At 54.9% G+C, this 25,193-nt stretch carries 23 protein-coding genes; 12 read left to right on the top strand and 11 right to left on the bottom strand.

The window, feature by feature from the left end:
* Nucleotides 1-66 precede the first annotated feature (66 nt).
* Nucleotides 67-1,428: an MFS transporter gene (locus F3J44_RS23445; protein WP_167276479.1), complete on the top strand. Its 1,362-nt coding sequence runs from the start codon at nucleotides 67-69 to the stop codon at nucleotides 1,426-1,428.
* A gap of 291 nt (nucleotides 1,429-1,719) precedes the next feature.
* Here F3J44_RS23445 and F3J44_RS23450 read toward each other — a convergent pair whose 3' ends face one another.
* From F3J44_RS23450 to glcD, 4 genes are all read right to left on the bottom strand, one after another.
* The gene (locus F3J44_RS23450; RefSeq protein ID WP_205300099.1) at nucleotides 1,720-2,919 is read right to left on the bottom strand and encodes an MFS transporter; all 1,200 of its coding nucleotides are present in this window, start codon (nucleotides 2,917-2,919) and stop codon (nucleotides 1,720-1,722) included.
* 336 nt (nucleotides 2,920-3,255) lie between these two features.
* A complete protein-coding gene (glcF, locus tag F3J44_RS23455) occupies nucleotides 3,256-4,527 on the bottom strand; it encodes a glycolate oxidase subunit GlcF (RefSeq protein WP_167276482.1) in 1,272 nt (423 codons plus the stop codon).
* A 9-nt stretch (nucleotides 4,528-4,536) separates the two neighbouring features.
* Nucleotides 4,537-5,589, bottom strand: coding sequence for a glycolate oxidase subunit GlcE (gene glcE / locus F3J44_RS23460; protein WP_167276484.1), 1,053 nt, complete (start codon nucleotides 5,587-5,589; stop codon nucleotides 4,537-4,539).
* Nucleotides 5,589-7,088 carry a glycolate oxidase subunit GlcD gene (gene glcD, locus F3J44_RS23465; RefSeq protein ID WP_167276487.1) on the bottom strand — a complete coding sequence of 500 codons (1,500 nt, stop codon included), beginning with the start codon at nucleotides 7,086-7,088 and terminating at the stop codon, nucleotides 5,589-5,591. Before glcD ends, glcE begins: the two co-directional genes overlap by 1 nt.
* Nucleotides 7,089-7,338: 250 nt before the next feature.
* Between glcD and glcC the strand changes: the two genes are divergently transcribed.
* Nucleotides 7,339-8,118 (top strand): transcriptional regulator GlcC, encoded by a 780-nt coding sequence (gene glcC / locus F3J44_RS23470; protein ID WP_167276490.1) that lies wholly within the window; start codon nucleotides 7,339-7,341, stop codon nucleotides 8,116-8,118.
* A 100-nt stretch (nucleotides 8,119-8,218) separates the two neighbouring features.
* Here glcC and F3J44_RS23475 read toward each other — a convergent pair whose 3' ends face one another.
* Genes F3J44_RS23475 through gcl form a run of 3 tightly spaced genes read right to left on the bottom strand, consistent with a single transcriptional unit; the run spans nucleotide 8,219 to nucleotide 11,750 of the window.
* On the bottom strand, nucleotides 8,219-9,112 hold the full coding sequence (locus F3J44_RS23475; protein WP_167276492.1) for a 2-hydroxy-3-oxopropionate reductase: 894 nt from the start codon (nucleotides 9,110-9,112) through the stop codon (nucleotides 8,219-8,221).
* A gap of 54 nt (nucleotides 9,113-9,166) precedes the next feature.
* Nucleotides 9,167-9,949, bottom strand: a complete 783-nt coding sequence (gene hyi, locus F3J44_RS23480; protein WP_167276495.1) for a hydroxypyruvate isomerase — start codon at nucleotides 9,947-9,949, stop codon at nucleotides 9,167-9,169.
* Between the two features lie 19 nt (nucleotides 9,950-9,968).
* A complete protein-coding gene (gcl, locus tag F3J44_RS23485) occupies nucleotides 9,969-11,750 on the bottom strand; it encodes a glyoxylate carboligase (protein ID WP_167276497.1) in 1,782 nt (593 codons plus the stop codon).
* A 110-nt stretch (nucleotides 11,751-11,860) separates the two neighbouring features.
* On the opposite strand from gcl, the gene F3J44_RS23490 reads away from it, so the two are divergent.
* Nucleotides 11,861-12,763, top strand: coding sequence for a LysR family transcriptional regulator (locus F3J44_RS23490; protein WP_167276500.1), 903 nt, complete (start codon nucleotides 11,861-11,863; stop codon nucleotides 12,761-12,763).
* Between the two features lie 32 nt (nucleotides 12,764-12,795).
* Here the strand turns inward: F3J44_RS23490 and F3J44_RS23495 are convergent, their stop codons facing one another.
* Genes F3J44_RS23495 through F3J44_RS23505 form a run of 3 tightly spaced genes read right to left on the bottom strand, consistent with a single transcriptional unit; the run spans nucleotide 12,796 to nucleotide 15,372 of the window.
* On the bottom strand, nucleotides 12,796-13,269 hold the full coding sequence (locus tag F3J44_RS23495; protein WP_167276504.1) for a RidA family protein: 474 nt from the start codon (nucleotides 13,267-13,269) through the stop codon (nucleotides 12,796-12,798).
* Nucleotides 13,266-14,336 carry a DUF4392 domain-containing protein gene (locus tag F3J44_RS23500; RefSeq protein ID WP_205300106.1) on the bottom strand — a complete coding sequence of 357 codons (1,071 nt, stop codon included), beginning with the start codon at nucleotides 14,334-14,336 and terminating at the stop codon, nucleotides 13,266-13,268. Before F3J44_RS23500 ends, F3J44_RS23495 begins: the two co-directional genes overlap by 4 nt.
* 31 nt (nucleotides 14,337-14,367) lie before the next feature.
* Nucleotides 14,368-15,372: a threonine/serine dehydratase gene (locus F3J44_RS23505; RefSeq protein WP_167276506.1), complete on the bottom strand. Its 1,005-nt coding sequence runs from the start codon at nucleotides 15,370-15,372 to the stop codon at nucleotides 14,368-14,370.
* Nucleotides 15,373-15,511: 139 nt separating this feature from the next.
* Here F3J44_RS23505 and F3J44_RS23510 point away from each other — a divergent pair, with 139 nt between their 5' ends.
* Nucleotides 15,512-16,432 (top strand): LysR family transcriptional regulator, encoded by a 921-nt coding sequence (locus F3J44_RS23510; protein ID WP_167276509.1) that lies wholly within the window; start codon nucleotides 15,512-15,514, stop codon nucleotides 16,430-16,432.
* A 315-nt stretch (nucleotides 16,433-16,747) separates the two neighbouring features.
* Complete coding sequence (locus F3J44_RS23515) at nucleotides 16,748-18,211, top strand: APC family permease (protein ID WP_167276511.1); 1,464 nt, start codon at nucleotides 16,748-16,750, stop codon at nucleotides 18,209-18,211.
* A gap of 42 nt (nucleotides 18,212-18,253) precedes the next feature.
* Here the strand turns inward: F3J44_RS23515 and F3J44_RS23520 are convergent, their stop codons facing one another.
* Nucleotides 18,254-19,147 (bottom strand): LysR family transcriptional regulator, encoded by an 894-nt coding sequence (locus F3J44_RS23520; protein ID WP_167276514.1) that lies wholly within the window; start codon nucleotides 19,145-19,147, stop codon nucleotides 18,254-18,256.
* A gap of 346 nt (nucleotides 19,148-19,493) precedes the next feature.
* Here F3J44_RS23520 and F3J44_RS23525 point away from each other — a divergent pair, with 346 nt between their 5' ends.
* The 7 genes from F3J44_RS23525 (at nucleotide 19,494) to F3J44_RS23555 (ending at nucleotide 25,172) form a co-directional block, all read left to right on the top strand.
* Nucleotides 19,494-20,471 carry a thiamine pyrophosphate-dependent dehydrogenase E1 component subunit alpha gene (locus F3J44_RS23525; RefSeq protein WP_167276517.1) on the top strand — a complete coding sequence of 326 codons (978 nt, stop codon included), beginning with the start codon at nucleotides 19,494-19,496 and terminating at the stop codon, nucleotides 20,469-20,471.
* 10 nt (nucleotides 20,472-20,481) lie between these two features.
* On the top strand, nucleotides 20,482-21,489 hold the full coding sequence (locus F3J44_RS23530; RefSeq protein ID WP_167276518.1) for an alpha-ketoacid dehydrogenase subunit beta: 1,008 nt from the start codon (nucleotides 20,482-20,484) through the stop codon (nucleotides 21,487-21,489).
* Nucleotides 21,490-21,494: 5 nt separating this feature from the next.
* Nucleotides 21,495-22,619 carry an acetoin dehydrogenase dihydrolipoyllysine-residue acetyltransferase subunit gene (locus tag F3J44_RS23535; protein ID WP_167276520.1) on the top strand — a complete coding sequence of 375 codons (1,125 nt, stop codon included), beginning with the start codon at nucleotides 21,495-21,497 and terminating at the stop codon, nucleotides 22,617-22,619.
* A gap of 65 nt (nucleotides 22,620-22,684) precedes the next feature.
* Nucleotides 22,685-23,440, top strand: coding sequence for an SDR family NAD(P)-dependent oxidoreductase (locus tag F3J44_RS23540; protein ID WP_167276523.1), 756 nt, complete (start codon nucleotides 22,685-22,687; stop codon nucleotides 23,438-23,440).
* A gap of 18 nt (nucleotides 23,441-23,458) precedes the next feature.
* Entirely contained in the window at nucleotides 23,459-23,866 is a 408-nt protein-coding gene (locus F3J44_RS23545) for a heme-binding protein (RefSeq protein ID WP_167276525.1), read from the top strand.
* Between the two features lie 29 nt (nucleotides 23,867-23,895).
* Entirely contained in the window at nucleotides 23,896-24,699 is an 804-nt protein-coding gene (locus F3J44_RS23550; RefSeq protein ID WP_167276527.1) for a putative hydro-lyase, read from the top strand.
* 23 nt (nucleotides 24,700-24,722) lie between these two features.
* Nucleotides 24,723-25,172, top strand: a complete 450-nt coding sequence (locus tag F3J44_RS23555; protein WP_167276530.1) for an OsmC family protein — start codon at nucleotides 24,723-24,725, stop codon at nucleotides 25,170-25,172.
* Nucleotides 25,173-25,193 lie beyond the last annotated feature (21 nt).

Raw genomic sequence — 25,193 nt, forward strand, 5'->3', positions numbered from 1 at the left:
CAACCTCACCAGTTGTGGGCTTTTTTTTGTTTCAGCGACGTCTAATAATCACAACAAGGGCACAGCATGAGCGTATTTGATGTAATTGAAAACTCACCAGTATCCAAGTTTCATCGCAAGCTTCTTCTTGCCTGCTGCGGTGGCCCTTTCCTCGACGGATACATCCTCAGCCTGATTGGCATTGCCTTGATCGGTTTCGCCCATGACATCCCGGCATCACCCGTTGAGACTGGTCTCATCGGTGCCGCTTCGTTGTTGGGCATTTTCTTCGGCGCCACAGTGTTCGGAGCCGTCACCGACCGGATTGGTCGAGAGACCATGTACGCCCTGGATTTGACGGTGCTCATCGTCGCCTGCGGTCTGAGCGCTTTCGTGACTGATGCCTGGCAGCTCATTGCACTGCGTTTCGTTATCGGCTTGGCTGTGGGCGCTGATTACCCGATCGCAACCTCGCTGCTCACTGAGTTCACGCCTTCGAAACGCCGTGGTTTCATGATTGGACTTTCCGGTCTTGCCTGGTCGGTCGGCGCGATGACGGCGTTCGTAGTGGGCTACCTGGTTGTGAAGTTCAGTGGCGATCACAGCTTGTGGCGCTGGATGCTGTTTAGTGGTGCTGTGGTCGGTCTGATCGTCGTCATCATGCGCCGTGGCATTCCTGAGTCGCCGCGCTGGCTGGCCAGCAAGGGGCGTGTTAAGGAAGCGGAAGAGGTCATTCGCCAGGTCTACGGCAAGTCGGTGAAGATCACCCAGCACGACATTGATCAACTCAATGACGGTGGTCGTCCTCGCTCCATGCTGGCCGACCTGAAAATGATTTCTTCGGGCGGTTACCTGAAGCGCACCATCATGTGCGGCGTACTCTACTTTGCTCAGATTACCCCTCAGTACGTGCTCTACACCTTCGGCGGCATGATCCTGATTTCCGCCGGTATCAAAGGCGCAAACGCGTCGACTTTGGGAGAGCTTCTGATCGCCACGCTGTTTGCCATTGGTGTCATACCGGCGCTTAAACTCGTGGAAACCTGGGGGCGCCGCCCTATGGTGTTGGTGCCATTCGCGTTGATGGCGATTCCGTTATTCGCACTGGGTCTGTGGGCGGACGCACCGGCCTGGTTCATTATCGGCGCCTTTGCGTTCTATGCCTTCGTTTCGGGCGGGCCGAGCATCCTGGAGTGGATCTACCCCAATGAGCTGTTCCCGACTTCTGTGCGGGCCACTGCGGTCGGTGTGGCTGTAGGTTTCAGTCGGATCGGTGCAGCGACAGGTACATACCTGACGCCAATTGGCATCGAGTCTATTGGTCTGCAAGCGACATTGATGATTGGCGCAGGGATTACGTTGCTAGCGTTCTTCGTGTGCCTGGCCTGGGCACCGGAGACCAAGGGGCGATCTCTTCAACAATCAGCGTCGTTGAGCATGGCAACTTGATTGAACGCTCCAAGCACAGTTCTGGCTCGACGCCCAATAGGCGTCGCTGCTAGGGTGGGATCTGAGTCCGGCGGGGTTGGTGGCAGCTTGTCACCAGCCTCGCTGGGCGTTTCTGCATCTTCAGCCTGGCAGAGCATGACCATGTCTTTCAGCATTCAGGACATCATCGGTAACGTATCGTTGCGCATCTGATTATTTGGCGGAATGTAGGGCCCGCTGCAGGTTCAGTTGCGATGATCACCCTCATCTCAAGCAGATCCGCCTCTAGTCAACTTCTCGCTGATAGCGCAATTAGCTCTCTGTGTTTTGGAGCTTAGCAACTGCTTCGCTGGATCGCTTTTCCAGGGCCCAAGCTACGCCGTAAATCAAAGAGCCTACTAGCGCCATAGCTGCGCCAACGTATCCAGTTGAAGTCCAGCCCCAGCCTGCGTTGATAGCCAAGCCACAGATCCATGGCCCTAAGGCATTGGCGAAGTTAAGTGCGGCATGATTGGACGCAGCGACCAAGGACTGACCGTGCTTGCTGACGTCCATGAGCCTCATTTGCAGCGCTGGCGTCAGCGCGACCATGCAACCCAGCATGAGCGCGCCAAAGGTGATGCCTGCCGGTGTCGAGGAAAGGAGAGGAAAAGCAAACAACGCGACGACGCTGAAAATCATCACCTGGTTAACGGCAAAGAACTTGTATCTGTCATAGAGCCAGCCACCGGCCAGGTTGCCTATCATGGTGCCTACACCAAATACCGCAAGCATGGGAGCAATCCAGTTTGCGCTCAAATGGGTCACATGTAGGATGGTCGGAGCGAGGTAGCTGTATACCCCGAACATTCCGGAGAAACCGATAGCGCCTATCGCGAGGGCCAGCCAAACCTGCGTGCTCTTGAACGATGCAATTTCCGCCCGAAAGTCCAGCCGAGGTTCCTTCTCGACCTCAGGTGCATGACGGCACAGCAAGACCAAGCTGAGAATGCTCAATATCGTGATGCTGCCGAATACCCAGCGCCACCCCATTGCTTGGCCCAGGTAGGTAGCGCCCGGCGCGCCGATTAGGATGGCGGCAGTGACACCCAAGAGGATTCTGCTGACGGCTTTGCCTCTCTTGTTGAATGGTGCCATCGAGGCCGCGATCGTGGCAGCTACACCGAAGTATGCCGCGTGAGGGAATCCAGCGATCAATCGCGATAGCAGTAGCGTCTCGTAATTTGGAGCGAGCAGGCTGAGGGCATTGGAGATGGTGTAGATCCCCAGCAAGAAAAGGATGAGGTTCCGCTTGTTAAGGTACACCCCCACAAGCACCATGATCGGCGCACCGACAACCACCCCGAGGGCATAGGCACTGATCAGGTGAGCCACACTTGTTTCGGGTTTAGCGAAGGCCGTGGACAGGTCAGATAGCAATCCCATCATGGCGAATTCGCCAGTACACAGCGAGAAAACGCCAAGAGTAAGGGCGAATTCTACTAGGGCCTTTTGGCTTTTGAATATCGACAAAGCACACACCTCATAACGTAACGAGCAACGCCGCACTGAGGAAGCAATTTCCAGGGTGCGGTGGTTTGGACTCTAATACGCCCAGCGCTCTAAATAGGGTAAAAGATAAGCGTGTTCTAGGCTTTGTCTGTTTTGTGCCTGTAACTTGGCTCGGTGTGCACGTTAGCACATGGCTGGGAGCATGTTGAAGCTGGCATCAGTTGCTTCATGAATGTCATTTTTGTTCAGGTCTGATAACACGATTTTATCAGTGCATGGAAATTGGTTGGTTGAAGCCAAGGTTAGGAGTGTTTAGCTCCTGATGCCTTGGCTACTTAACTGTCATTTCGCCGTGTCTTACGCGAATGGAGAAATCATATCCTCCGGCTTAATTTCCAAGGGTTGTTCTTGAGGGCTTAAACTTTCCTCGATGATCTCAATCCAGTGACGTACAGGTTTAGTTCTCGCTCCACTTAAGTGCATTTGACACCCAACGTTTGCAGTGACAATCTCGTCAGGATTACCACTTTGCAATGCTCTCATTTTCTGGTCGCGCAGACGAATCGAGAGTTCTGGCTGAGTGATAGAATAAGTACCCGCAGAACCACAGCATAAGTGACCATCAGGAACCGTCGTGAGTGAGAAGCCCACGCGTGTAAGGATATCTTCGACGGCGCCGCCCAGCTTCTGGGCGTGCTGGAGAGTGCAGGGGCAATGGAATGCGATCCGTTGGCTTGCGTTGGGCTTCAACGCTTCAATGGGCTCGGCCCGAATGATCTCGGCCAAGTCTTTCGTCAGGGAGCTGATGATCCGCGCTTTCTCCGCGTACTCTTTATCATTCTCCAGAAGATGCCCGTAGTCGCGGACAAATGCGCCGCATCCGCTAGCGGTTTGGACGATAGCCTCTACGCCACGTTGCACTGCCGGCCACCAGCTGTCGATATTTCGTTTGGCCCTCTCTAAACCCCTTTCTTGGGCGTTCAGGTGATAGTCCACGGCCCCGCAGCAGCCTGCTTGCGGGGCGCTCACGACTGAAATGCCCAGCTTATCGAGCACGCGTGCGGCGGCGGCATTCGTATTGGGCGCCAGTGTCGGCTGGACACAACCTTCGAGCATCAAAACTTTGCGGGCATGATGTCGACGAGGGCGCTCTTTGGGTGACCTAGGAAGAGGCGGTATTTTCTGTTTCAAGACACTAGGTAGCAGTGGTCTGAATATCATGCCTGTGGTGCATAAGGCGTTAAACAGTGCAGGCCGTGGTATGACCGCCCGAATGCCAGTGCGTAGAAGTCGCTCAGGGAGTGAGCGGGGTACTGCCTGCTCCACTACTTCACGGCCAATATCTAACAGGTTGTGATATTGAACTCCTGAAGGGCAAGTGGTTTCGCAGTTTCTGCATGACAAACAGCGGTCGAGATGCTCTTGCGTTTTAGCAGTAACTTCCTTGCCTTCCAATACCTGTTTAATGAGGTAGATTCGGCCTCGCGGCCCGTCGAGTTCATCGCCCAGCAGTTGATAGGTCGGGCAAGTTGCTGTGCAAAATCCACAATGCACACATGAGCGAAGAATCTTTTCCGCTTCTTCGGCTCTTGGTAGGGTTTTGGCTTGCGGGCTGAGTATGGTCTGCATGAGCTATCCTTATGCCTCCGCACATATACGGCCTGGATTGAAGATGTTCTGAGGATCAAATTGATTCTTCAGATTTTGCTGATATTTTTGCAGCGTCTTCGATACAGGGTGCAGCGATGAATCACCTTGCGCGTAACAGATGGCGTGGCCGCCAAGGTGCCCTACAATTTCACGGATCTCTTGGGCATTTTGATTGGTCTTGAGCCACCGTTGAACTCCAGCCCAGTCCAGCATCTGCTTGCCTGGGAGGATGTATGGCGAGACGTGACTTGGCAGAGAAATGCGCCACAAAGCTTCCGGATTTTTGAAGAAGTCGGTTTCGTGTTCGCTCAGAGTTTTCCAGTAACTGTTTTCTAGTGGCTCGCCTCCCATCATGCTCAACGCAGACTTTACCGATCCCTCGCCACCCTCCATTCGCAAATGAAGCAGGGAGCCGTCATGGCATGCGGCACTGATCGGAATGGGTTGTTGCCCCCAGCGAGCCAGGTTCGCAAGTGCCTGCGCAGGATTCATGTCTAAAGAAAGGCTTGCACATACTCGAGGCTTGGGCAGCACTTTCAACGAAACCTCGGTGATGACGCCCAGGCAACCGAAGCTGCCGGCCATCAATCGGGAGAGGTCGTACCCGGCGACATTTTTCATCACCTCGCCACCGAATTTGAGGTGTTTGCCGTTCCCGATGATTACCTGAACTCCCAGAACATAATCGCGTACTGCGCCTGCCCACGGGCGTCGAGGCCCCGAGAGACCGCTAGCGACCATTCCACCGATTGTGGCATCGGGCCCGAAGTGAGGAGGCTCGAATGGCAGCATCTGGCCGGCGTGATCCAAGGTGGCCTCGATCTCCCAAAGCGAGGTACCGGCACGCGCGGTGATGACGAGCTCAGTGGGGTCGTAATTCACAATGCCGCGATGAATGCGGGTATCCAGCACCTCTCCCGCGACATGGCCACCCAGCATGTGTTTACTGTTGCTGCCTTGGATGCGCAAAGGAATATCTTCATTCAACGCATAGTTGACTTGCTCAAGCAGATCCATGCTGTTGTCGTGATCGTATTGCATCAAAAACGCTCCAGCTCAGGGAAAGGCAGATGGCCGCGATGGATGTGCATTGAGCCGAACTCAGCGCATCGATTAAGCGTTGGAATGTTTTTCCCTGGGTTCAGTAAGCCGTGTTTGTCGAAGGCTTCTTTCACCGCGTGCATCAGGGTGATTTCATCTCCACTGAACTGAGCGCACATCTGATTGATTTTCTCGCGACCAACGCCGTGCTCGCCGGTGATGCTCCCTCCGACCTCAACGCACAGTTCGAGAATTTTTCCCCCAAGCGCTTCGGCGCGCTCCAGCTCACCTTCCTGGTTGGCATCAAAAAGGATCAACGGATGCATATTTCCGTCGCCGGCATGGAACACGTTCGCGACTCGCAAACCGTATTGTTTGGACAGCTCTTCAATGCCGTTCAGAACCCGTGGTAACTCGCGACGGGGGATGGTGCCATCCATGCAGTAGTAATCGGGAGAGATTCGGCCCACCGCAGGGAAAGCATTTTTTCGACCAGCCCAGAATCGCACGCGCTCAGCTTCATCCTGTGCCAGGCGAACATCGGTAGCGCCCGCCAGTTCGAGGATGGTCTTCACGCGATCGCAGTCTTCCTGGACATCTGATTCAACGCCGTCCAGCTCGCAGAGCAGCATGGCTGCAGCATTGACTGGATAGCCTGCGTGAATGAAGTCTTCGCTAGCACGGATCGAGAGGTTATCCATCATCTCCAAGCCGCCCGGGATGATGCCGGCGGCGATGATGTCGGCTACTGCTGCCCCTGCCTTTTTTACGCAGTCGAAGCTTGCGAGCAGAACGCGTGCGACCTGGGGTTTAGGTAGGAGCTTCACCGTCACTTCCGTGATGATGCCCAGCATGCCTTCTGAACCCGTGAAGAGTGCCAGTAAGTCGAAACCAGGGCAGTCCAAGGCATCGCTACCGAGAGTAAGAGCCTCACCTTCGATGGTGAGGATCTCCACTTTGAGGATGTTGTTAACGGTCAAACCGTACTTGAGGCAATGAACTCCACCTGCGTTCTCGGCGACGTTGCCACCGATGGAGCACGCGATCTGAGAAGATGGATCGGGGGCGTAATAGAGTCCGTGGGGCGCAGCTGCTTGGGATATTGCAAGGTTGCGAACGCCGGGCTGCACTCTTGCGAAGCGCCCGTACTGATTGACTTCAATGATCTGGTTGAAGCGCGCCATTACCAACAGGATGCCCCGCTCGTGAGGCAGTGCTCCTCCTGAAAGACCTGTACCTGCACCTCGCGCAACGACCGGCACACGCAGCTGGTAACAGATTTTGAGTATGGCTTGAACCTGATCAATTTTGGTCGGTATCACGACCAGAAGAGGCATGACTCGATAGGCAGACAAACCATCGCATTCGTATGGGGTGAGCTCCTCGATCGAGGAAAGAATTTCGAGATCAGGCATCGTGCTTGAAAGCAATTCGAGCACTTGGTTTTTGTCGATATTGGGCAACGCACCATCGACACGCTCATCGTAGAGAATGTTCATTGCGCACTCGCGTTCGGCTCTTGTTCTTGTGTGATTTGTCCCCCAGCTCGGACAAATTGAAACAGGCAGGGGCGGGGGCATGACCACACTGCGCGGCTGATCCGAGGCTGTCGATCACCATGCGCTCTGGTACGACCAGTTTTTTCGTCTGACTGGCCAAAGTCCCTATGGCTCAGGGCCTGACGGGGATAAACTGACGCGCGTCGTCCTGCAACTTCAGGCTGGTAGTACCAGTTACTCAGAGGTCTTGATGGAAAAATCGCACTCGGGCAAACAAGAAAAAACCCAAGTCGCTGACCAAGTTGCTGAGCGTATCGAGCGCTTGATCGTGGATGGTGTCATCAAGGTAGGACAAGCCCTTCCTTCCGAGCGTCGGCTGATGGCCAAAATGGGCTGCTCGCGCTCTGCGTTACGAGAGGGTCTCAGGGTGCTGCGTGGGCGCGGCATTATCGACACGGAGCACGGCCGGGGCTCTTTCGTGGCGGATCTCTCGCGCACCGAAGCGACTCCGCCAATGATGTATCTCTTCAGTTCCCAGCGTCGTACGCTCTATGACCTGCTGGAGGTCAGAGCGTTACTTGAAGGGGAGTCTGCACGACTTGCCGCGTTACGAGCGACAGATGTGGATCGATTGCTGATTCGCAAGCGTTATGAGGAAATGCTCGCAGCGCACACTGATCCCCAGCACCATGAGCCCAAGGAGCAAGCTAGGCTTGACCATGCGTTTCATCGCGCTATCAGTGAAGCGTCCCATAACCCTGTGCTGGTGCACACCTTGCAGGGGCTGAGTGACTTAACCCTCAATACTGTGTTCGCCTCGGTAAATAACCTCTACTGCCGGCCTCCTCAGAAGCGCCAGATCGATAGGCAGCACTCCCGGCTCTACCACGCCGTAATGGAACAGCTTCCTGAACAGGCTCAACGTGCTGCACGTGAACATATTCACAGCATCAGGGACAGTTTGCGTGAGATCGAAGAGGAAGAGCAGCGGCTAGTGCGTTCCACGATGCGCCTGGAAGGCTGGAACTGAGACGGTGCGCTATTTGGGAGGGGGGGAGCGGAGGATCCAGCGTAGTATTTGGTCGCCTGGCTAGGTGGTAGCGCGGACTACCACCCAGCCGAGCTGTCCCTTAGCGCTTATCGCGAATTGAGAAATTCGCCATATGCTCCAAGCCTTTGATCAACGCTGAGTGATCCCAGTTGCCCCCACCGAGTGCAACACAGGTGCTGAAGACTTGCTGAGCATTCGAGGTATTGGGCAAATTCAGCCCAAGCTCTTTCGCTCCCTGTAGGGCGAGGTTGAGATCTTTCTGGTGCAGGTTGATACGGAAACCTGGGTCGAAGGTGCCTTTGATCATACGTTCGGCATGCACTTCGAGAATCTTTGACGAGGCGAAGCCGCCCATGAGTGCTTCACGCACCTTGGCAGGATCCGCGCCGTTTTTGGCAGCGAACAGCAGCGCTTCACTGACGGCCTGGATGTTCAGCGCGACGATGATCTGGTTGGCTACTTTGGCGGTCTGGCCGTCTCCGTTGCCACCAACGCGGGTGATGTTCTTGCCCATGACTTCGAACAGTGGGAGGGCGTGCTCGAATGCTTGCGGGCTACCACCTACCATGATGCTCAAGGTTGCAGCTTTTGCACCCACTTCACCGCCAGACACCGGGGCGTCCAGATAGTCGGCGCCGGTTGCCTTGATTTTCTCGGCGAACGCTTTGGTGGCGCTAGGCGAGATCGAGCTCATGTCGATAACAATCTTGTTCGGGCCAGCACCCTCAGCTACGCCGTTCTTACCGAAAAGGACGGACTCGACCTGCGGCGTATCCGGCACCATGACGATGATGAATTCGGCTTCTTGGGCAACTTCTTTCGGGTTGGCCAATGCCACTGCGCCAGTCGCAACCAGATCTGCCGGTGCAGGATCGTGGTGGGTAGATACGAAGATGCTGTGACCTGCTTTTTGCAGATTCTGGGCCATGGGCTTGCCCATGATCCCGGTACCGATGAAACCGATTTTAGCCATGACAGTTTTGCCTCTTTGCATAGGTTCAAGTCAGGCGCTGTGCGCCTGGCTCGTTCAGATTGCGTTGTGCGTTTTCAGCCAGCCCAGGCCGGCCTCGGTCGTGGTCTGGGGCTTGTATTCCGCGCCTATCCAGCCCTGATAGCCAATTCGATCCAAGTGTTCGAACAAGAAGCGATAGTTGATTTCGCCAGTGCCGGGTTCGTGGCGACCAGGGTTATCGGCCAATTGAATGTGGTTGATCACATCCAGGTTGGATTCCATGGTGCGAGCGAGGTCACCCTCCATGATCTGCATGTGGTAGATGTCATACTGCAGATAGAGGTTATGACTGCCCACCTTGCTACGGATGTCGAGCGCTTGCTTGGTGGTGTTGAGGTAGAAGCCTGGGATGTCTCGGGTATTGATCATCTCCATCACCAAGCGGATTCCTGCGGCCTTCAGCTTGTCAGCGGCATACCGCAGGTTGTTGATGAGAGTCATCTCCACCAACTCATCATCGACACCCTCGGGTGCGATCCCCGCTAAGCAGTTGATCTGACGATTGCCCAGAACCTTGGCGTACGCGAGCGCCTTGTCTACACCACCACGGAATTCGTCGACTCGATCAGGATGACAAGCAATACCTCGCTCGCCTTTGGCCCAATCGCCAGCTGGCAAATTAAAGAGCACCTGAGTAAGACCGTGCTGTTCGAGCTGCTGCCAGATTTGCTCCGCTGGGTAGTCGTACGGGAACAGGTATTCAACGCCGGTGAACCCAGCATTGGCAGCGGCACCGAAGCGAGCAAGGAAGTCGTGCTCGGTGAACAACATCGAGAGGTTGGCGGCTAAACGGGGCATTCTGCTGTCCTCAAAAATCTTAGGAATTGCTCAGCGGCATGATCGAAGTTGGCGCGTCGCTGGCGAATACGGCCAGCTCTTCAAATTCGTTGATCGCGTCGATCTCGGTGCCCATTGAAATGTTTGTTACGCGCTCCAGGATTACTTCAACGACAACTGGTACGCGGTGCTCTTGAGCCATGCGTTGCGCTTGACGCAGAGCTGGTGCGATCTCGAACGGCTCGAATACGCGAATTGCTTTGCATCCCAGACCCTCGACTACTGCGACGTGATCCACGCCGTAGCCATTGAGCTCCGGAGCGTTGATGTTTTCGAACGCCAGCTGTACGCAGTAATCCATCTCGAAACCACGTTGAGCTTGGCGAATAAGGCCCAGGTAGGAGTTGTTCACCAGAACGTGAACGTACGGTAGATTGAACTGCGCGCCCACTGCAAGCTCTTCAATCATGAACTGGAAGTCATAGTCACCGGACAGCGCAACTACCTGCCGGCTTGGATCAGCTTTCACTACGCCCAGAGCAGCAGGGATCGTCCAGCCCAGCGGGCCAGCCTGGCCGCAGTTGATCCAGTGTCGTGGCTTGTAGACGTGCAGGAACTGCGCGCCGGCAATCTGCGACAGGCCGATAGTGCTGATGTAGCAGGTGTCCTTACCGAAGACCTGATTCATCTCTTCGTACACGCGTTGCGGTTTAACCGGGACGTTGTCGAAGTGGGTCTTGCGCTGCAGCGTGGCTTTGCGCTCCTGGCAGCTTTCCAGCCATGCCTGGCGGGACTTCAGCTTACCAGCCGCTTTCCACTCGCGAGCGACTTCGAGAAACATGTCCAGTGCTTTGCCTGCATCGGAAACGATGCCAAGGTCAGGCGTGAAGACGCGGCCAATTTGAGTCGGCTCAATGTCGATGTGGACGAATTTGCGGCCCTTGGTGTAGACGTCAACCGAGCCAGTATGGCGGTTAGCCCAACGGTTACCGATACCAAACACGAGATCGGATTCCAACAGGGTGGCATTGCCGTAGCGGTGCGAAGTCTGCAGCCCCACCATGCCGACCATCTGCGCGTGGTCGTCAGGAATAGTGCCCCAGCCCATCAGGGTAGGGATGACTGGAACGCCGGTCAGCTCGGCGAATTCGACAAGCTTGTCACTGGCATCGGCGTTGATAACACCACCGCCGGAGACGATCAGCGGGCGCTCTGCTTCGTTGAGCAAGGCCAGCGCTTTCTCTGCCTGAATGCGAGTAGCGCTAGGCTTGTGCACCGGCAACGGTTCATAGGCGTCGATATCGAATTCGATCTCAGCCATTTGAACATCGAAAGGGAGGTCGATCAGAACAGGGCCTGGGCGGCCGGTGCGCATCTCGTAGAAAGCTTTCTGGAAGGCGTACGGCACTTGGCCCGGTTCCAGAACGGTGGTCGCCCACTTCGTTACTGGCTTGACGATGTTGGTGATATCGATAGCCTGGAAGTCTTCCTTGTGCAGGCGGGCACGCGGGGCCTGGCCGGTGATGCAGAGAATCGGGATGGAGTCGGCCGAGGCGCTGTACAGGCCGGTGACCATGTCGGTGCCGGCTGGGCCGGAGGTACCGATGCACACGCCGATGTTGCCCGGGTTGGCACGGGTGTAGCCCTCGGCCATGTGCGAGGCGCCTTCGACGTGACGAGCGAGGACGTGATCGATGCCACCGACTTTCTGCAGAGCCGAGTACAGTGGGTTGATGGCTGCGCCTGGAATACCGAAAGCGGTATCGACGCCTTCCCGACGCATCACCTGAATGGCGGCATCAATGGCTCTCATTTTGGGCATACTCTTTCCTCCAGGAAATCGATATTTTTATACGTGGGCTCCAGTCTGGATCAGCGGGATCATGGGTTGAAGATCCCAAAATGAGTTTCTGTCGATATAAAAGGTATCGAATGGCACGGTTTACTGAACTGCAGAGCTTCATCCAAATTGCACAGAAGGGAAGCTTTGCCGCTGCCGCGCTGAGTGAGGGCGTTACGCCGGCAATGCTCGGCAGGCGTCTGGACTCATTGGAGAAGCGATTGGGCGTGAAGCTGATGCATCGCTCTACACGCGGGCTTCATCTCACCGAGCTTGGTGAGCAGCTTCTGGAGCGTGCTAAAGACCTGGTGCGAGAGTTTGATGAGATGGAGGCCAGTATCAGCAACAGTGCCAAACTGGTGACGGGGAACCTGCTAGTGTCAGCACCAGCAGCTTTTGGCAGGCTTCATGTTGCGCCCCATGCGCTCGGATTCCACCAGAAATTTCCACACCTCAAACTGTCATTCAACCTGACCGATAGCCTGGTCGACCTAGTGGGAGAAGGGTACGACTTGAGCATTCGGATCGGCTGGGTCACAGATCCGAACTACGTAGCCGTGAAGCTCTACTCAAACCGTCGGGTGATCTGCGGTACGCCGGAGTATTTCGAAAAATACGGTAAGCCTACAAGGCTGGAGCAACTGGTTGATCACAACTGTTTGGCGTTCACCTCCCAAGGCGGACAACCACGAGGCTGGACGTTCCAGCGAGACGGTAAGCAGGTGGCAATGAGGGTAAGCGGAAGCATGGCTTGCAATGATGGCGAGCTGCTTTTCTCGTGGATGAGGCAGGGACTGGGGATCGGTTGGCGATCTACCTGGGAGATACATCGCGAATTGGAGAGTGGGGAACTCATAACGGTGCTGGACGAGTTTGCGTTGCCTGACTACGACATTCAGGCCGTGTATCCACAGCAACGCTTCCTTCCTGCCAAGGTGCGCCACTTCATCGATTACCTGAAAGAGGTCTATCAGGAGCCAGATTACTGGCTGTGAAAAAGGGGCGGATCAGATCCGCCCCGCACGCATCAATTCTTCAGCAGGAATGCGGCCTCAATCTCGACCGCCATACCCGACGGCAGTGAAGATGCGCCGGTTGCGATGCGAGCATGTTGGCCGGCGACACCAAGCACTTTGGCAATCAGATCTGATGCAGCATCCAGCACCTGCGAATGTGAGGTGAAGTCTTCTGCACAATTTACCACGCCAGCCAGTCGCACTGCGGTCACCACCTTGGAAGGGTCATCGCCTGTGGCATTTGCTAGGTGGCTGATGATGTTGAGGGCGCACAGCTTGGCTGCTTCTCGACCCTCTTCGATCGTGATATCGCGGCCTACACGGCCAGAGAATTTCAGCTCGCCGTTCAGGCGTGGGGCTTGGCCAGCTACGAAGAGAAAGTCGCCGGCTTTGATCGCGGGTACGTAGCTACCACGCGGTAGATTTACTGGAGGCAGCTCCAATTTGAATTCACGCAGAGCTTCGGTGAAAGTTTTATAACTCATTTGATTTGTCTCCAGTCGCCTTGGTCGCCTTTCCAGTTAATCGAGTGGCCCATAGCGCGCATCACGCTACCGCGCAGTGCTCTGACCATCCCTTCGTATTCGCGCATTGCGATACCGTCATGAGCCGGCTCTGGCCCCATGAACATGCCATCCACACCGCCGTGTGCGATGCAGAGCTCAGTGCTGCGGGTTTCGATTTCTGGTTCGTGGAAGATCACTGGGTTTTCCAGCAGAGCAGAAAGGGCCGCGACGATGCCGGTTGCGCCCCAGTTCGAGATGTTGGATATCACCAGCCACTCTGCAGCTGTAACGGCACCTACGCCGCCACGACCTGGAATGCCGCAGTCCACTGCTTTAGGTGAGAAGGTAGGCAGCTCCTTCTTGATTACACCCATCCCCAGTTCGTTACCACCATCTCCGATAGCCAGGGTCATGAGCCCTTGCTTTTTGGCCGTGTTGAACAGGTAATCTAGGTCTCCGACCATTCCATCCAGAGGGCGGCCACCCAAGCCGTGATACAAACCATTCACGTTGCAACCTGGGCGCTCGATAGAAAGCAGGAGCGAAGGCTGAGTGATGCTCAGAAGGTCATCGCTGGCTTGATGGCAAGCCTTCTTCTCTTTGGAGACTGGTTTGATGTACACCGGACGCAGGTACTCGATGTAATCGGCTTTACCCGACTCAGGCAGCAGGCGAGGGGCCAGGCCGGCGCCGCGACAGGTCGCCACCATCATCTCGACCCAGTCTTCATCGATAACGATGACGGTCATCACGCCCAGGCCCAGGAAAATTGCGCGGGCGAGCAAGGCCGCGCCGATAGGGCCATCGGTCTCTGGAACACCGCCACCTTCAGGGAATCCGGTTGCGATCGCAATCGGGCGATCCGGGTGCGATTTGGCTGCTTCAACCAGGCGCTCAGCGGCCCCCATGCAGCAGAAGCCTGGCTGATTTTTTTGCAGGGCTTCATACAGTTTGGAGATGAGACCGACACCGGTGTAGTCGATCTTCATGAAGTCGTCGATGGTCTGCGCGACCCGTTGATATTGGGCGCTATCAGGCTTGAGCATAAGAGCTCCTTTCGCTTTTCAAGTGAATGCTTCAGTCGGCAGTGATGATTTCTGCGTAAAGCTCGGGGTCAACGTTGCCGCCGCTCAGCACGACTACGGTTGTACGGTTGCGGGTCTCAATCCGCCCTTCAAGAACGGCGGCCAGACCAACTGCTCCGCCTGGTTCCAAGACGAGCTTCAACTTGTCATATGCAACCCGCATTGCTTTACGAACTTCGTCATCGGTGACGACCAAGCTGCCAGCAAGCAGGCGTTGGTTAATGTCGAACGTAAGGTCACCTGGGGTTACCACCTGCAGGGCATCACAGATGGATTTCGCACCTGGCGAGTTGCTTTCGCGCTTGCCGCTTGCCAACGAGCGAGCCAGCTCATCGAACCCTGCTGGCTCAACTGCATACACCTGCGTGCGCTCGCTTTTGGCACGAACAGCGGTGGCCACACCCGCGATTAGGCCGCCACCGCTGCAAGCGGCGAGAACGCTGTCGGCCTCGATGTCCATTTCTTCGAGATCTTGCATGATCTCCAGACCTACAGTGCCCTGGCCGGCGATGATGAACGGGTCGTTGTAGGGAGGAACCATGGTTGCGCCGGTGCGGTTAGCAATTTCAGCGCCGATGGCTTCACGGTCGTCCTTTTGGCGGTCGTAGAGGATGACGGTCGCGCCGTTTGCGCGAGCACCTTTGATCTTGGCTTGCGGAGCATCAGACGGCATGATGATCGTGGCCGGGATGTTCAGGATGCGACCTACCGCCGATGTAGCGAGAGCGTGGTTACCAGAAGAGAAGGCGACCACTCCTGCGCGCTGTTGCTTTGCGGATAATTGAAGCAAGCGGTTGCAAGCTCCACGGAATTTGAAGGAAGCAGTGCGTTGCAGAACCTCAGGTTTGAACAGCAATCGGCCGCCAACCAGCTCGTTGATCTCCGGGCTTTCCAGCAGAGGCGTTCGCGCCGCGTAATCTTGAATTCTGACTGCAGCCTCTTCGATGTCCTTCAGCGTCGGAGGAACCGGTCGGTCGCTTTTTTCAATACTCGACATATTAATACCTTCTTGTTTGTTAGCAAAAGCGCTCGCCCTCACGCTGAAAAAGAGTGTAGGGACGCCTTCCGAAGACTGTAAATTAAAAAAAATTGTGCATGCTCGTTAAAGGAAGTTGAACAGATGTCCGGAGGTAATCATGAACACAAAGCTTCTTGAGACGTTTGTTGAGCTGGCTCGCACCCCGCACTTGAGGAAATTAGCTGAACGCCTGCATGCGACGCCCTCTGCGCTATCTATGAGGGTGAAAAATCTCGAGGAGCAGCTAGGGGTAGAACTTTTCACGTCTGATAATAAAATGCTTTCACTCACCGAAGAAGGACGGCGGTTGTTGCCTTATGCAGAAGCGGCGATTTCTGCATTTCAGGATTTTTTGGGCGCTGCGTCTCAGCTTTCAGACATCGGCGGTGTAGTACGAGTGGGCTTGATAGAGGCGGCGGTTTATACACTTCTACCAGAACTGGTAAAGCGCACCCAGGTTGAGCTACCTAATGTTAATGTGACATGGGTGGTGGGATTAACGGCGGATCTCCTGGAACAGCTCAATAGGGGAGAGCTTGATTTGGTGCTGTCTTTGGATAAACAGCCTCAAAATCCCTACGCAGTGCCAGAGAAGCTGCTTACCCTGCCGACTAAGTGGGTGGGCAAAACGGGGCTGGCGGGCGACCTCGCTGATGAGGCATTCATCTTTTCTCACCAGATCTTAACCCCGATGAGCAACACGACGCCTTCCGACGATGCCGCACGCACCGTCCAGAAGCTCGCATTTAAATACGGCATCAGCCCCACCACTATCCAGCTATCCAGTTCACCTTCGATATCTGCGCTTATAACGCTGATTCGTAACGGTATCGGCATTGGTGTCCTGCCCGCAGTCCTTGTGAAGGAGCACCTTGCGAGCGGCGAGTTAGAGATCCTCCCTGTGACAACACCACCGCCCATGGTCATTCATCGATGGCACCTCACCAATGCTGGGCCCGCAACGCTGAGAGTGGCCGAGCTGGTTTCTACTGTCGCTTCAGGAGTGGATCTGGAGGGCTATTGTGGCCAAATGGTCTGAGAAATCAGCCAGTTCTAGGCGGGGTGATAGAGCGTACCGCTCACACTGATAACCGTCCATTATCAGACACAATAGCTAATGAAAATTTGACGTTATCGAAGGGTGGGGCGAGGATGACTCTCAGCGCGATGAGCACGCTCAACACGATGTTGAAATGTTAGATGAACGCTTGATTGACTCCGAGCGGATCATCAGCATCTGTGTGCACTAAGCCGAGTATCCAACATAACAAAAATTGTGGCGCTTTACTTGAGTAATGATTACTGCCGTTTACTAAAGTTGCGCTTACGAGTCGAGGAGAAAGGAAAGATGGCTATGAGTATCGAGGCTTCCGAGAGTGTCGGGGACGCCGCAGTCAGTCAAAAAAAGCTCTCTGGTAATATGGGCGCCCTGAGCTTGGCAATGACGGTTCTGGCGTTCTCTGCGCCATTGACAACAGTTGCAGGATACATTCCAGTTTCTTTGATGTTCGGCGGTGTGGGTAGCCCGCTGCTCTTTATAATGGTTGCGGCAGTCATGCTGCTGTTTGGTATAGGATATATCACGTTGAACAAGGTTGTCCGAAGATCGGGTGACTTCTATTCCTTCATCACATATGGGCTGGGTAAGTCTACCGGTTTGGGTGCTGGACTGACAGCGGCGGTTTCATACTTCGTGCTCTTGGCTGGTGTCACTTCTTACTTTGGCGTCGCGTGCTCTGATTTTCATAGAGGGCTGACTGGAAATGCATTTCCCTGGTACTTCTACACACTGACCTGCTGGGCGGTTGTGGGTACTTTGGGCTACCTGCATGTAGAGCTTTCGGCAAAAGTTTTGCTCTGGGTTATGCTCGCTGAGATCGTGGTGTGTCTTGGATTTTCCTTCGGTGTGTTGAGTGTAGGTGGCGACACCGGTATGGCTGCAACTGCGCCGTTCAGTGCTGGCGAGTTGTCTAAAGATGGAGTCAATATTCCATTCGCGATGCTGTTTGCAGTCTCCTTCTTCATGGGTTTTGAGGCCACGGCCCTCTACCGTGACGAAGTGCGCGATCCCGACAAAACCATCCCTCGTGCAACCTATGGGGCTATTATCTTCATCGGTGCCATGTACACCCTCTGCGCTTACGCTTTGGTTACTGCTTACGGCAGCAGTGTTCAGCAGGTCGCCACTGATTCGCCAGCCACCATGTTCTCTCTGGCGTTTGGAAAATACATCGACGGTCGGTTCCAGATGATCGTGACCATGTTGGTGCTTACCTCCGCGTTCGCATCCGCACTGTCGACTCACAACGTGCTGTCACGATACCTGTTCAACCTCGGTAATGACGGCGCGCTTCCGAAGTTCCTTAGCAATATCCATGAAAAGCATTCGTCCCCGTTTGCTGCTTCCATGTCTGTCTCTACGATGGTGCTGTGCGTATTGCTGCCATTCATTGTCCTTGGCGCTAAGCCGGAACTGCTCTATGGCCAGCTTTCCGGGGTAGGCACCTCTGGTATCATTATCCTCATGACAGTCGTCAATATCTCGGCAATCGTGTGGTTCATTCGTAAGGGGCGTAAGGAGGGCGTCAGTTTCGCCAAGGCATTCCTTGCTCCAGTGCTGTCCGGCGTGTTCTTCGTTGGACTGGTAACCTTGGTTGCTTACCATTTTGAAATGCTGGTCGGTGGCGAACCAGGCGAGAGAAATTGGATGCTGTTCTGCCTGCTTGGTGTGCTCGTCGCTGGTATGGCCTTGGCTCAGTATTTCAAGGCAAATCGGCCGGAGGTCTACGAACGACTTGGGCGTAACCCAACGGCCTGATACTGCAGCTAAATGAAAAAACGGAGCCTAGGCTCCGTTTTTTTATACCCGCCAATACTCAGCGGCTACCTTTTGTGCAAGCTGCGCGACCATCCTGTTGAGAGGCATGTCTGCGCGCTCGATGAAGCTCGCGGTGAAGGACATCACTGGCATCTCGTGGGTCGAAGGGACTGTGTGAAGCTTGCCGCTGGCGAGTTCGTCAAATACAGCGTGCTCAGGGATGGCTGCGATGCCGATGCCGTCAATCGTCATCTTTACGATTGAGGACAGCGATGAGTTGGAGAAGAGTCGTACCTTGTGAAGGCCTTTGCGATCAAACATGTCTTTCAGTTGCCAGTACGGGCGAGTGTTTCGCGCGTAGGTAATGACGGGGTACGACGCGATTTCTTCAAGGGTCAATGGCTGGTCGCCCAGGTCTAATTTGGGTGATTTGATCCAGCTCATCGGATAGCTGCACAGAGGTAGATTTTCGGCGTTGCCAATGTTCACCGGGCCCATCAGTAGGGCGACGTCCAAGGTGCAGTCCGCGAGGCCTGTTGTCATGTTGGCGGTACTGTCCACTACAACATCCATGGTGATCTCTGGATATTCCAGGCTCAGCTGCTTGAGGAGGTCGGAGAGCCAGGTGTGCACGATGGTGTCGGAGGCGCCCAGGCTCACGCTTCCGCTCAAACCTTTGCGGCCTGCAACAGCTTCTACCATTTCACTCTCGAGCGCGATCATGCGCTCCGCATACGTCAGTAGCTCCCTCCCTTGAGCTGTCAGGAAGCAACCGCGCTTATCTCTTTCGAATAGCCGACCATTGAGCTGTCTTTCGAGCTGCGCGATGCGTGCAGATACGGCCGGTTGGGAGGTGTGGAGCTTATCTGCCGCTTTGTGAAAACCTCCCAGCTGCGCGACTGCGTAAAAGGTTTGAAGGCTTCGTAGATCGATCATGCAGCGCCTCTTTATCTTATTGTATGTTGCGGTGCGGGGCCCGCCCTAGACGGCCCGCCGCTGTCGAATCTGCTGATACGTTACCGCAGAAAATGAGGGTGATGCGCAGGAGCGATGGCTTTTTTTTGCAAGCGCGGCCAGCTCTACCGATAAGAAGACGTTATCTCTGACAATCCGCAATCGCAATTGGACGTTATCAGCCTATCGAGAGACGATTGGGCTACGAGGCAGTCACTGTCACCCTGGAATCGGATGCCCCAGGGTTGCCCTCAGCGAATGAGAGCGACGGGCTGTGGCACACAATAACGACAAGACAAGTTGCAATACTCAAATGAGGAGAAGTGGAATGTTCTCGCCGCATTTGCCCCGCGAGCGTTTGCTTGAAGCCTACCGCTCGATGCAGACGATCCGTAGCTTCGAAGAGCGTGTGATTAACGAGATGGGTACCGGCGATATCCCCGGCAGTACCCACCTCTATGCTGGCCAGGAGGCAAGTGCAGTTGGCGTATGCATGCACCTCACGGATGAAGACTACATCTCGTCGACGCATCGTGGTCATGGTCACTGTATCGCCAAGGGTTGCGATATCAACGCGATGATGGCCGAGCTGTTCGGCCGAGTGACCGGGACTTGTGGGGGCAAAGGTGGCTCCCAACATATTGCCGACCTGCGAAAGGGCATGTTAGGTGCTAACGGTATCGTTGCAGGTGGTGCGCCAATCACTTGCGGTGCAGCACTGAGTCTGAAACTGCAGAAAACTGACCGTGTTGCGATCGCTTTTGCAGGCGACGGCGCCATGAACGAAGGCGCAATGGCCGAAAGTCTCAACCTCGCAAAGATCTGGATGCTCCCGATCATCTTCGTGATTGAGGACAACGGCTTCGGGGAAGCAACCGCCAATGAGTTTGTTTCTGCCGGTAGCTTCGTGCGTCGTGCCGAGGGCTACGACATCCCATCTACTCATGTAGATGGTACCGATATTTTCAAGGTCTATACGATCGCAGGGGAGGCTATTGCTCGCGCCCGTGCTGGTGGTGGCCCATCTTTGCTTCACATCAGTGTGCCCCGCTACTACGGCCACTACAGCGGCGACCCAGATACTTATCGCACGCCGGAAGAGAAGAAGATCATGCGTCAGGATCAAGACTGCCTGATCAAATTCCGCACCAAAGTGGCTGCCGAATCCCTTGTGGATGTGGCTGCCCTGGACGCGATTGACGAGGAGGTAGCAGGGGCTGTCAACGAATCGGTAGCGTTTGCCCGCGCGTCCGAGTTCCCGCCGCTTTCTGCTCTCACCACCGACGTCTATGTGAAGTATCTGTAAGGAGCGCACCATGGCTAAAATTTCTTTCCGTCAGGCGCTCAACGATGCTTTGCGCTTGGAAATGCAGCGTGATCCACGCGTGATTATGATGGGCGAAGACCTTACTGGCGGCGCCGGTGCTAACGGTGTCAAGGACGCTTGGGGTGGCGCATTTGGTGTTACGCGCGGCCTGCTCGGCGAGTTTGGCCCAGATCGCATACGCGATACCCCTATCAGCGAAACCGCGTTTATTGGTGCGGCAGCGGGTGCTGCGCTGACAGGTATGCGTCCGATTGCCGAGCTGATGTTCGTAGACTTCGCTGGCGTGTGCCTCGATCAAATCGTCAACCAGATCGCTAAGTTCCGCTACATGTTTGGTGGCCACGCTCGATCGCCGCTCGTGATCCGTGCAACCTATGGTGCAGGTACTCGCTCTGCAGCTCAGCACACCCAGGCGTTCTACCCGATCTTCACGCATGTGCCTGGTTTGAAGGTGGTTATTCCTTCGAACCCATACGATGCCAAGGGGTTGCTGTTGCAAGCTATCCGTGATGATGACCCGGTCATCTTCCTGGAAAACAAGATGCTGTATGACACCATGGGTGAAGTGCCGGATGGTGCCTATACCGTGCCTTTCGGTGAGGCCCGTGTGGTACGCGATGGTAAAGACGTGATGATCGTTGCCATTGGCCGCATGGTTCTTATCGCTGAGGAGGCTGCACGCAAGCTGCAGTCCGAAGGCATCTCTGCATGTGTGATCGATCCGCGTACAACCTCGCCTCTTGATGAAGACACACTGATGGACTTCGCCGAAGAGATCGGCCGAGTTGTCATCGTGGATGAAGCGAACCCGCGCTGCGGCGTTGCTGCTGATATCTCTGCCTTGTTGGCTGACAAATGCTTCGACTCGCTTCAGGCGCCGATCAAAATGGTCACTGCGCCGCACACCCCAGTGCCTTATGCCCCGAATCTCGAGGATGCATATGTGCCTAATGCCGAGGCGGTCATCCGCGCGGTCAAGTCGATCGTTAAGAGGTAAGCAGTATGTCGATTGAAGCAGTCACCATCCCCAAGTGGGGCATGACGATGACCGAAGGCATTGTTGCCGATTGGCTAGTGGCCGAAGGTGATGAGGTCTCCCGAGGCCAAGAAATCATTGAAGTAGAATCGACCAAAACCACCAATGCGGTCGAGTCGGCAGCAACCGGTATTCTTCGTCGCATCGTCGTCCAGGTTGGTGATACCGCGCCGGTAGGGGCCCTTGTAGGCGTCATCGCCGATGCTTCGGTAAGCGATGAGGACATTGACGCCTTTATTGCTTCGTTCGCTGACGCCAACGGCGCAGCAGTTGAAGAAGATCCGAATGCTCCTTCCGTCAAGGCTGTAGATGTAGGCGATGGTCGCGTGGTGAACGTCTTGACCATGGGCGCAGAGGCTGACGAAAGTGTCGTCCTGATTCATGGCTTCGGAGGCGACCTTTCCACTTGGCTGTTCAACCAGGACGCGTTTGCCAAAGATTATCGTGTGGTCGCCGTGGATCTGCCTGGACATGGTGCATCTACTCCAATCCAGGGCAGCAATGTCTTTGAAGATCTGGTAAGTGCCGTAGACCGAGCTCTCGAAACCGTGGCGCCGGGCAAAATACATCTTGTAGCTCACTCCTTCGGTGGTGCGGTTGCGGCTGCATTGGCTGCACGTCAGTCGGGTCGTGTAGCTTCGCTCTCGCTGATCGCTCCTGTAGGTCTTGGTAAGCAGATCAACAAGACCTTCTTGGATGACTTCATCTCTGCAGAACGTCGCCGTCCGCTGAAGGAAGTGCTTGAGCGCCTGTTGGCTGATCCTTCGAAGATCAGCAACGACATGATTGAGGGCACTCTGCGCTTCAAGCGTCTGGAAGGTGTGCCGGAGGCGCTCTCCGCAATCCGTGACACCATCGTTGACGCAGATGGCCAGCAGCGGCACTGGATTGCCGGCACCATCGCCGATTTTAATGGCCCAGTAGCCCTGATTTGGGGTGAAAAGGATCAGATTGTTCCGCTGCCAGGCGAACAGCAGATCCCATCGCAAGCCAAGCTGAAAGTTGTCAGCGCTGTTGGGCACATGCCTCAGATGGAAGCAGCTTCCGAAGTTAATGCGCTGGTTCTGGAAAACATCGCCCAAGCGAAGTGATTCATTACGCCATTACTTTTGAGTGATGGCGTATATCAAATAATATTTTTATGAACGAGGTTTATATGACCGATCGTTTGGCGGGTAAGCTCGTCCTTTTGACAGGTGGCGTAGCTAATATTGGTCTGTCTATTGTTGAGTCTTTCGTACAGGAAGGCGCTAAAATAGCAATCGTTGATATTGACTCTGAACGCGGTGCTAAAGTTGAGCAGCGCTTCCCTAAAGCGGTGAAGTTCTTTCGTGCAGATCTGAGTAGCGAGAACGATATCCGCGCTGTCGTTACTAAAGCAGCGGACTGGATGGGTGGTCTAAATACTTTATGCTTGAATGCCGGCATCCAGCTTTCTGGTAACGTTGCTGAGTTTTCCACTGAAGCCTGGGATAAGGTTTTCGATATCAACGTCCGGGCAAACTTCATCTTTGTTCAGGAGTCGCTGCCACATCTGCAGAAGGCGAAAAAATCGTCTGTTGTGATGATGTCATCCTTGGCTGGCAAGCGCGGTGCTCCAGGTCTCACGTGCTACTCGTCTTCTAAAGCAGCTGTGATTGGTATGGCTACGACCATGGCGATCGAGCTGGCCAAAGATGGTGTTCGTGTTAACGCTGTATGCCCAGGTTGGATTGACACACCGTTCAATGGCCCTGTTATTGATTATATCGGTGGCAAAGAGAAGCAAGAGGCGCTGATCAAGTCTTTGATTCCGCTTGGTCGTCAAGCAACTGCTGATGAAGTGGCTCCGCTGTTCGTATTCCTCGCCTCTGATGAGTCTTCCTATGTAACAGCGCAGGCAATCAACGTCTGCGGTGGCGTTTACAACTGACCTTGAGGGAGAGCTTAGATGCTTATCAAACACGAACTCGCCATGGCAGCCCTGCAGGCTGGTATCAAGCGCGCAAATGAGCTTGATCAGCGCTCGTGCTTGTCCATTGTTGATGCTGGTGGTCACCTAGTTGGTTTTATTCGGGTTGAGAATGCCGCGTTCGGCACCATCGAAGTCGCCACTAACAAGGCGTACACCGCTGCTGCGTTACGCAAGTCCACTGACACTTGGATGGCAATCACTCAGCCAGGCCAGGAGCTTTACGGGCTGGAGCGCTCATGTGCTCGTCCATTCGTGGTGTTCGGCGGTGGTCTGCCGGTGACCATCAATGGAGAAGTTGTTGGGGGGGTAGGCGTCTCCGGCGGCCCTGAAGCAGCGGACGTTGAAATCGCGAAAGCGATGGTTGACGTGCTGCAGGCTCAGTAAGCGATTGATTCGTCCACGTAGGTGCCAGAATGGAACCAATTAAAGAAATGCAGGCGAAGTCTGCTGCAGAAGTAAGGCAGATGATTCGCACTGGCAACCTGCGGGTGCCGACCAGCGGGTTCGCTGATGGCTACATGCAAGCCAATTTGATGATCCTGCCAAAGCGATTCGCAGATGATTTCAAGGTGTTCTGCGATCTCAACCCGAAGAGTTGTCCTTTGGTAGCAATGGGCAAGCCAGGTGATCCGAGCCTTCCGCTGGCTGGTGACATCGATATCCGCACTGACGTAGCACGTTACCGGGTTTATCGTAACGGCGTGCACACAGACACCGTGGACTCGTTGGTTGACCTTTGGCGGGACGACTTTGTCACGTTCGCACTGGGATGTTCGTTCTCGTTTGAGAACGCGATCCTGAACGCGGGCATCGAAATCCGGCATATCAGCGCAAATCGTAACGTCCCAATGTACGTTACCAACTTACCTACCGAGAGTTACGGCCCGTTCAAGGGCTCCATGGTCGTCTCGATGCGAGCCTTCCGTCCGAAGGACACAATCAAGGCAATCGTGCTGTCGGAGCGGTTCCCCTTGGCTCACGGTGCGCCGGTGCATATTGGTGATCCTTCGCTGATTGGGATCACAGACATTGATCGTCCAGACTTTGGCGACGCTCCGGTCTATCGCGAAGGCGACATCTTTGGATTCTGGGCGTGCGGGGTTACCCCGCAGATGGCCATCAAGCAGGCCGGCGTAGATATTGCCATCACCCATGAGCCTGGATACATGCTTGTGACTGATCTTGCGGCAGACTCTCCGGATTTATCTGTCGCTTAGTATCACTGAAAGAGGTATTTGTGATGTCTGAGCATTTTGCAAAAGTTGTATGGGTCGCGACAGATCATAAAGAAAAACCGGGGACATACAGTCGCGACTTGGAAGTGTTCTATAGCGACAAGGTAAAAGTCGACGCTTCGGCAGCCTCTGACTACCTGGGTACTGCTGAAAGAGCGGATCCCGAGCAGTTGCTTGTTAGCGCTTTGGCCAGCTGCCACATGCTCTATTTTCTGGCCATCTGCGAGGGTCAGGGGTACGTTGTTGCCAGCTACAGTGATAATGCCAAAGGCATTGTTTCTAAGCGTGAGGAAGGTGGCTTTTGGGTATCTGAAATCATTTTGAGCCCTAAAGTCGAATTCTCTTCCGAAAAACGTCCGGATCGAAATGCCCTAGAGCGCTTGCATCATCGCGCTCATAAAGGGTGCTTCATTGCTAATTCAATCAAGACTGCAGTAAAAGTCGAGATTGCATAAAAATATCAAGCGAGGAGTTAA

It is taken from the genome of Pantoea sp. Tr-811 (genome assembly GCF_011752535.1).
GTDB lineage: Bacteria > Pseudomonadota > Gammaproteobacteria > Pseudomonadales > Pseudomonadaceae > Aquipseudomonas.

Bases quoted from the DNA above. Each gene is read 5' to 3' on its own strand.
- glcC (WP_167276490.1), top strand. From the start codon at position 7,339: ATGGAAAAATCGCACTCGGGCAAACAAGAAAAAACCCAAGTCGCTGAC.
- F3J44_RS23505 (WP_167276506.1), bottom strand. From the start codon at position 15,372: ATGTCGAGTATTGAAAAAAGCGACCGACCGGTTCCTCCGACGCTGAAG.
- F3J44_RS23500 (WP_205300106.1), bottom strand. From the start codon at position 14,336: ATGCTCAAGCCTGATAGCGCCCAATATCAACGGGTCGCGCAGACCATC.
- F3J44_RS23540 (WP_167276523.1), top strand. From the start codon at position 22,685: ATGACCGATCGTTTGGCGGGTAAGCTCGTCCTTTTGACAGGTGGCGTA.
- F3J44_RS23545 (WP_167276525.1), top strand. From the start codon at position 23,459: ATGCTTATCAAACACGAACTCGCCATGGCAGCCCTGCAGGCTGGTATC.
- gcl (WP_167276497.1), bottom strand. From the start codon at position 11,750: ATGCCCAAAATGAGAGCCATTGATGCCGCCATTCAGGTGATGCGTCGG.
- F3J44_RS23510 (WP_167276509.1), top strand. From the start codon at position 15,512: ATGAACACAAAGCTTCTTGAGACGTTTGTTGAGCTGGCTCGCACCCCG.
- F3J44_RS23535 (WP_167276520.1), top strand. From the start codon at position 21,495: ATGTCGATTGAAGCAGTCACCATCCCCAAGTGGGGCATGACGATGACC.
- F3J44_RS23525 (WP_167276517.1), top strand. From the start codon at position 19,494: ATGTTCTCGCCGCATTTGCCCCGCGAGCGTTTGCTTGAAGCCTACCGC.
- F3J44_RS23495 (WP_167276504.1), bottom strand. From the start codon at position 13,269: ATGAGTTATAAAACTTTCACCGAAGCTCTGCGTGAATTCAAATTGGAG.
- F3J44_RS23515 (WP_167276511.1), top strand. From the start codon at position 16,748: ATGAGTATCGAGGCTTCCGAGAGTGTCGGGGACGCCGCAGTCAGTCAA.
- glcD (WP_167276487.1), bottom strand. From the start codon at position 7,088: ATGAACATTCTCTACGATGAGCGTGTCGATGGTGCGTTGCCCAATATC.
- F3J44_RS23445 (WP_167276479.1), top strand. From the start codon at position 67: ATGAGCGTATTTGATGTAATTGAAAACTCACCAGTATCCAAGTTTCAT.
- F3J44_RS23530 (WP_167276518.1), top strand. From the start codon at position 20,482: ATGGCTAAAATTTCTTTCCGTCAGGCGCTCAACGATGCTTTGCGCTTG.
- glcF (WP_167276482.1), bottom strand. From the start codon at position 4,527: ATGCAGACCATACTCAGCCCGCAAGCCAAAACCCTACCAAGAGCCGAA.
- F3J44_RS23490 (WP_167276500.1), top strand. From the start codon at position 11,861: ATGGCACGGTTTACTGAACTGCAGAGCTTCATCCAAATTGCACAGAAG.
- hyi (WP_167276495.1), bottom strand. From the start codon at position 9,949: ATGCCCCGTTTAGCCGCCAACCTCTCGATGTTGTTCACCGAGCACGAC.
- F3J44_RS23550 (WP_167276527.1), top strand. From the start codon at position 23,896: ATGGAACCAATTAAAGAAATGCAGGCGAAGTCTGCTGCAGAAGTAAGG.
- glcE (WP_167276484.1), bottom strand. From the start codon at position 5,589: ATGCAATACGATCACGACAACAGCATGGATCTGCTTGAGCAAGTCAAC.
- F3J44_RS23520 (WP_167276514.1), bottom strand. From the start codon at position 19,147: ATGATCGATCTACGAAGCCTTCAAACCTTTTACGCAGTCGCGCAGCTG.
- F3J44_RS23555 (WP_167276530.1), top strand. From the start codon at position 24,723: ATGTCTGAGCATTTTGCAAAAGTTGTATGGGTCGCGACAGATCATAAA.
- F3J44_RS23475 (WP_167276492.1), bottom strand. From the start codon at position 9,112: ATGGCTAAAATCGGTTTCATCGGTACCGGGATCATGGGCAAGCCCATG.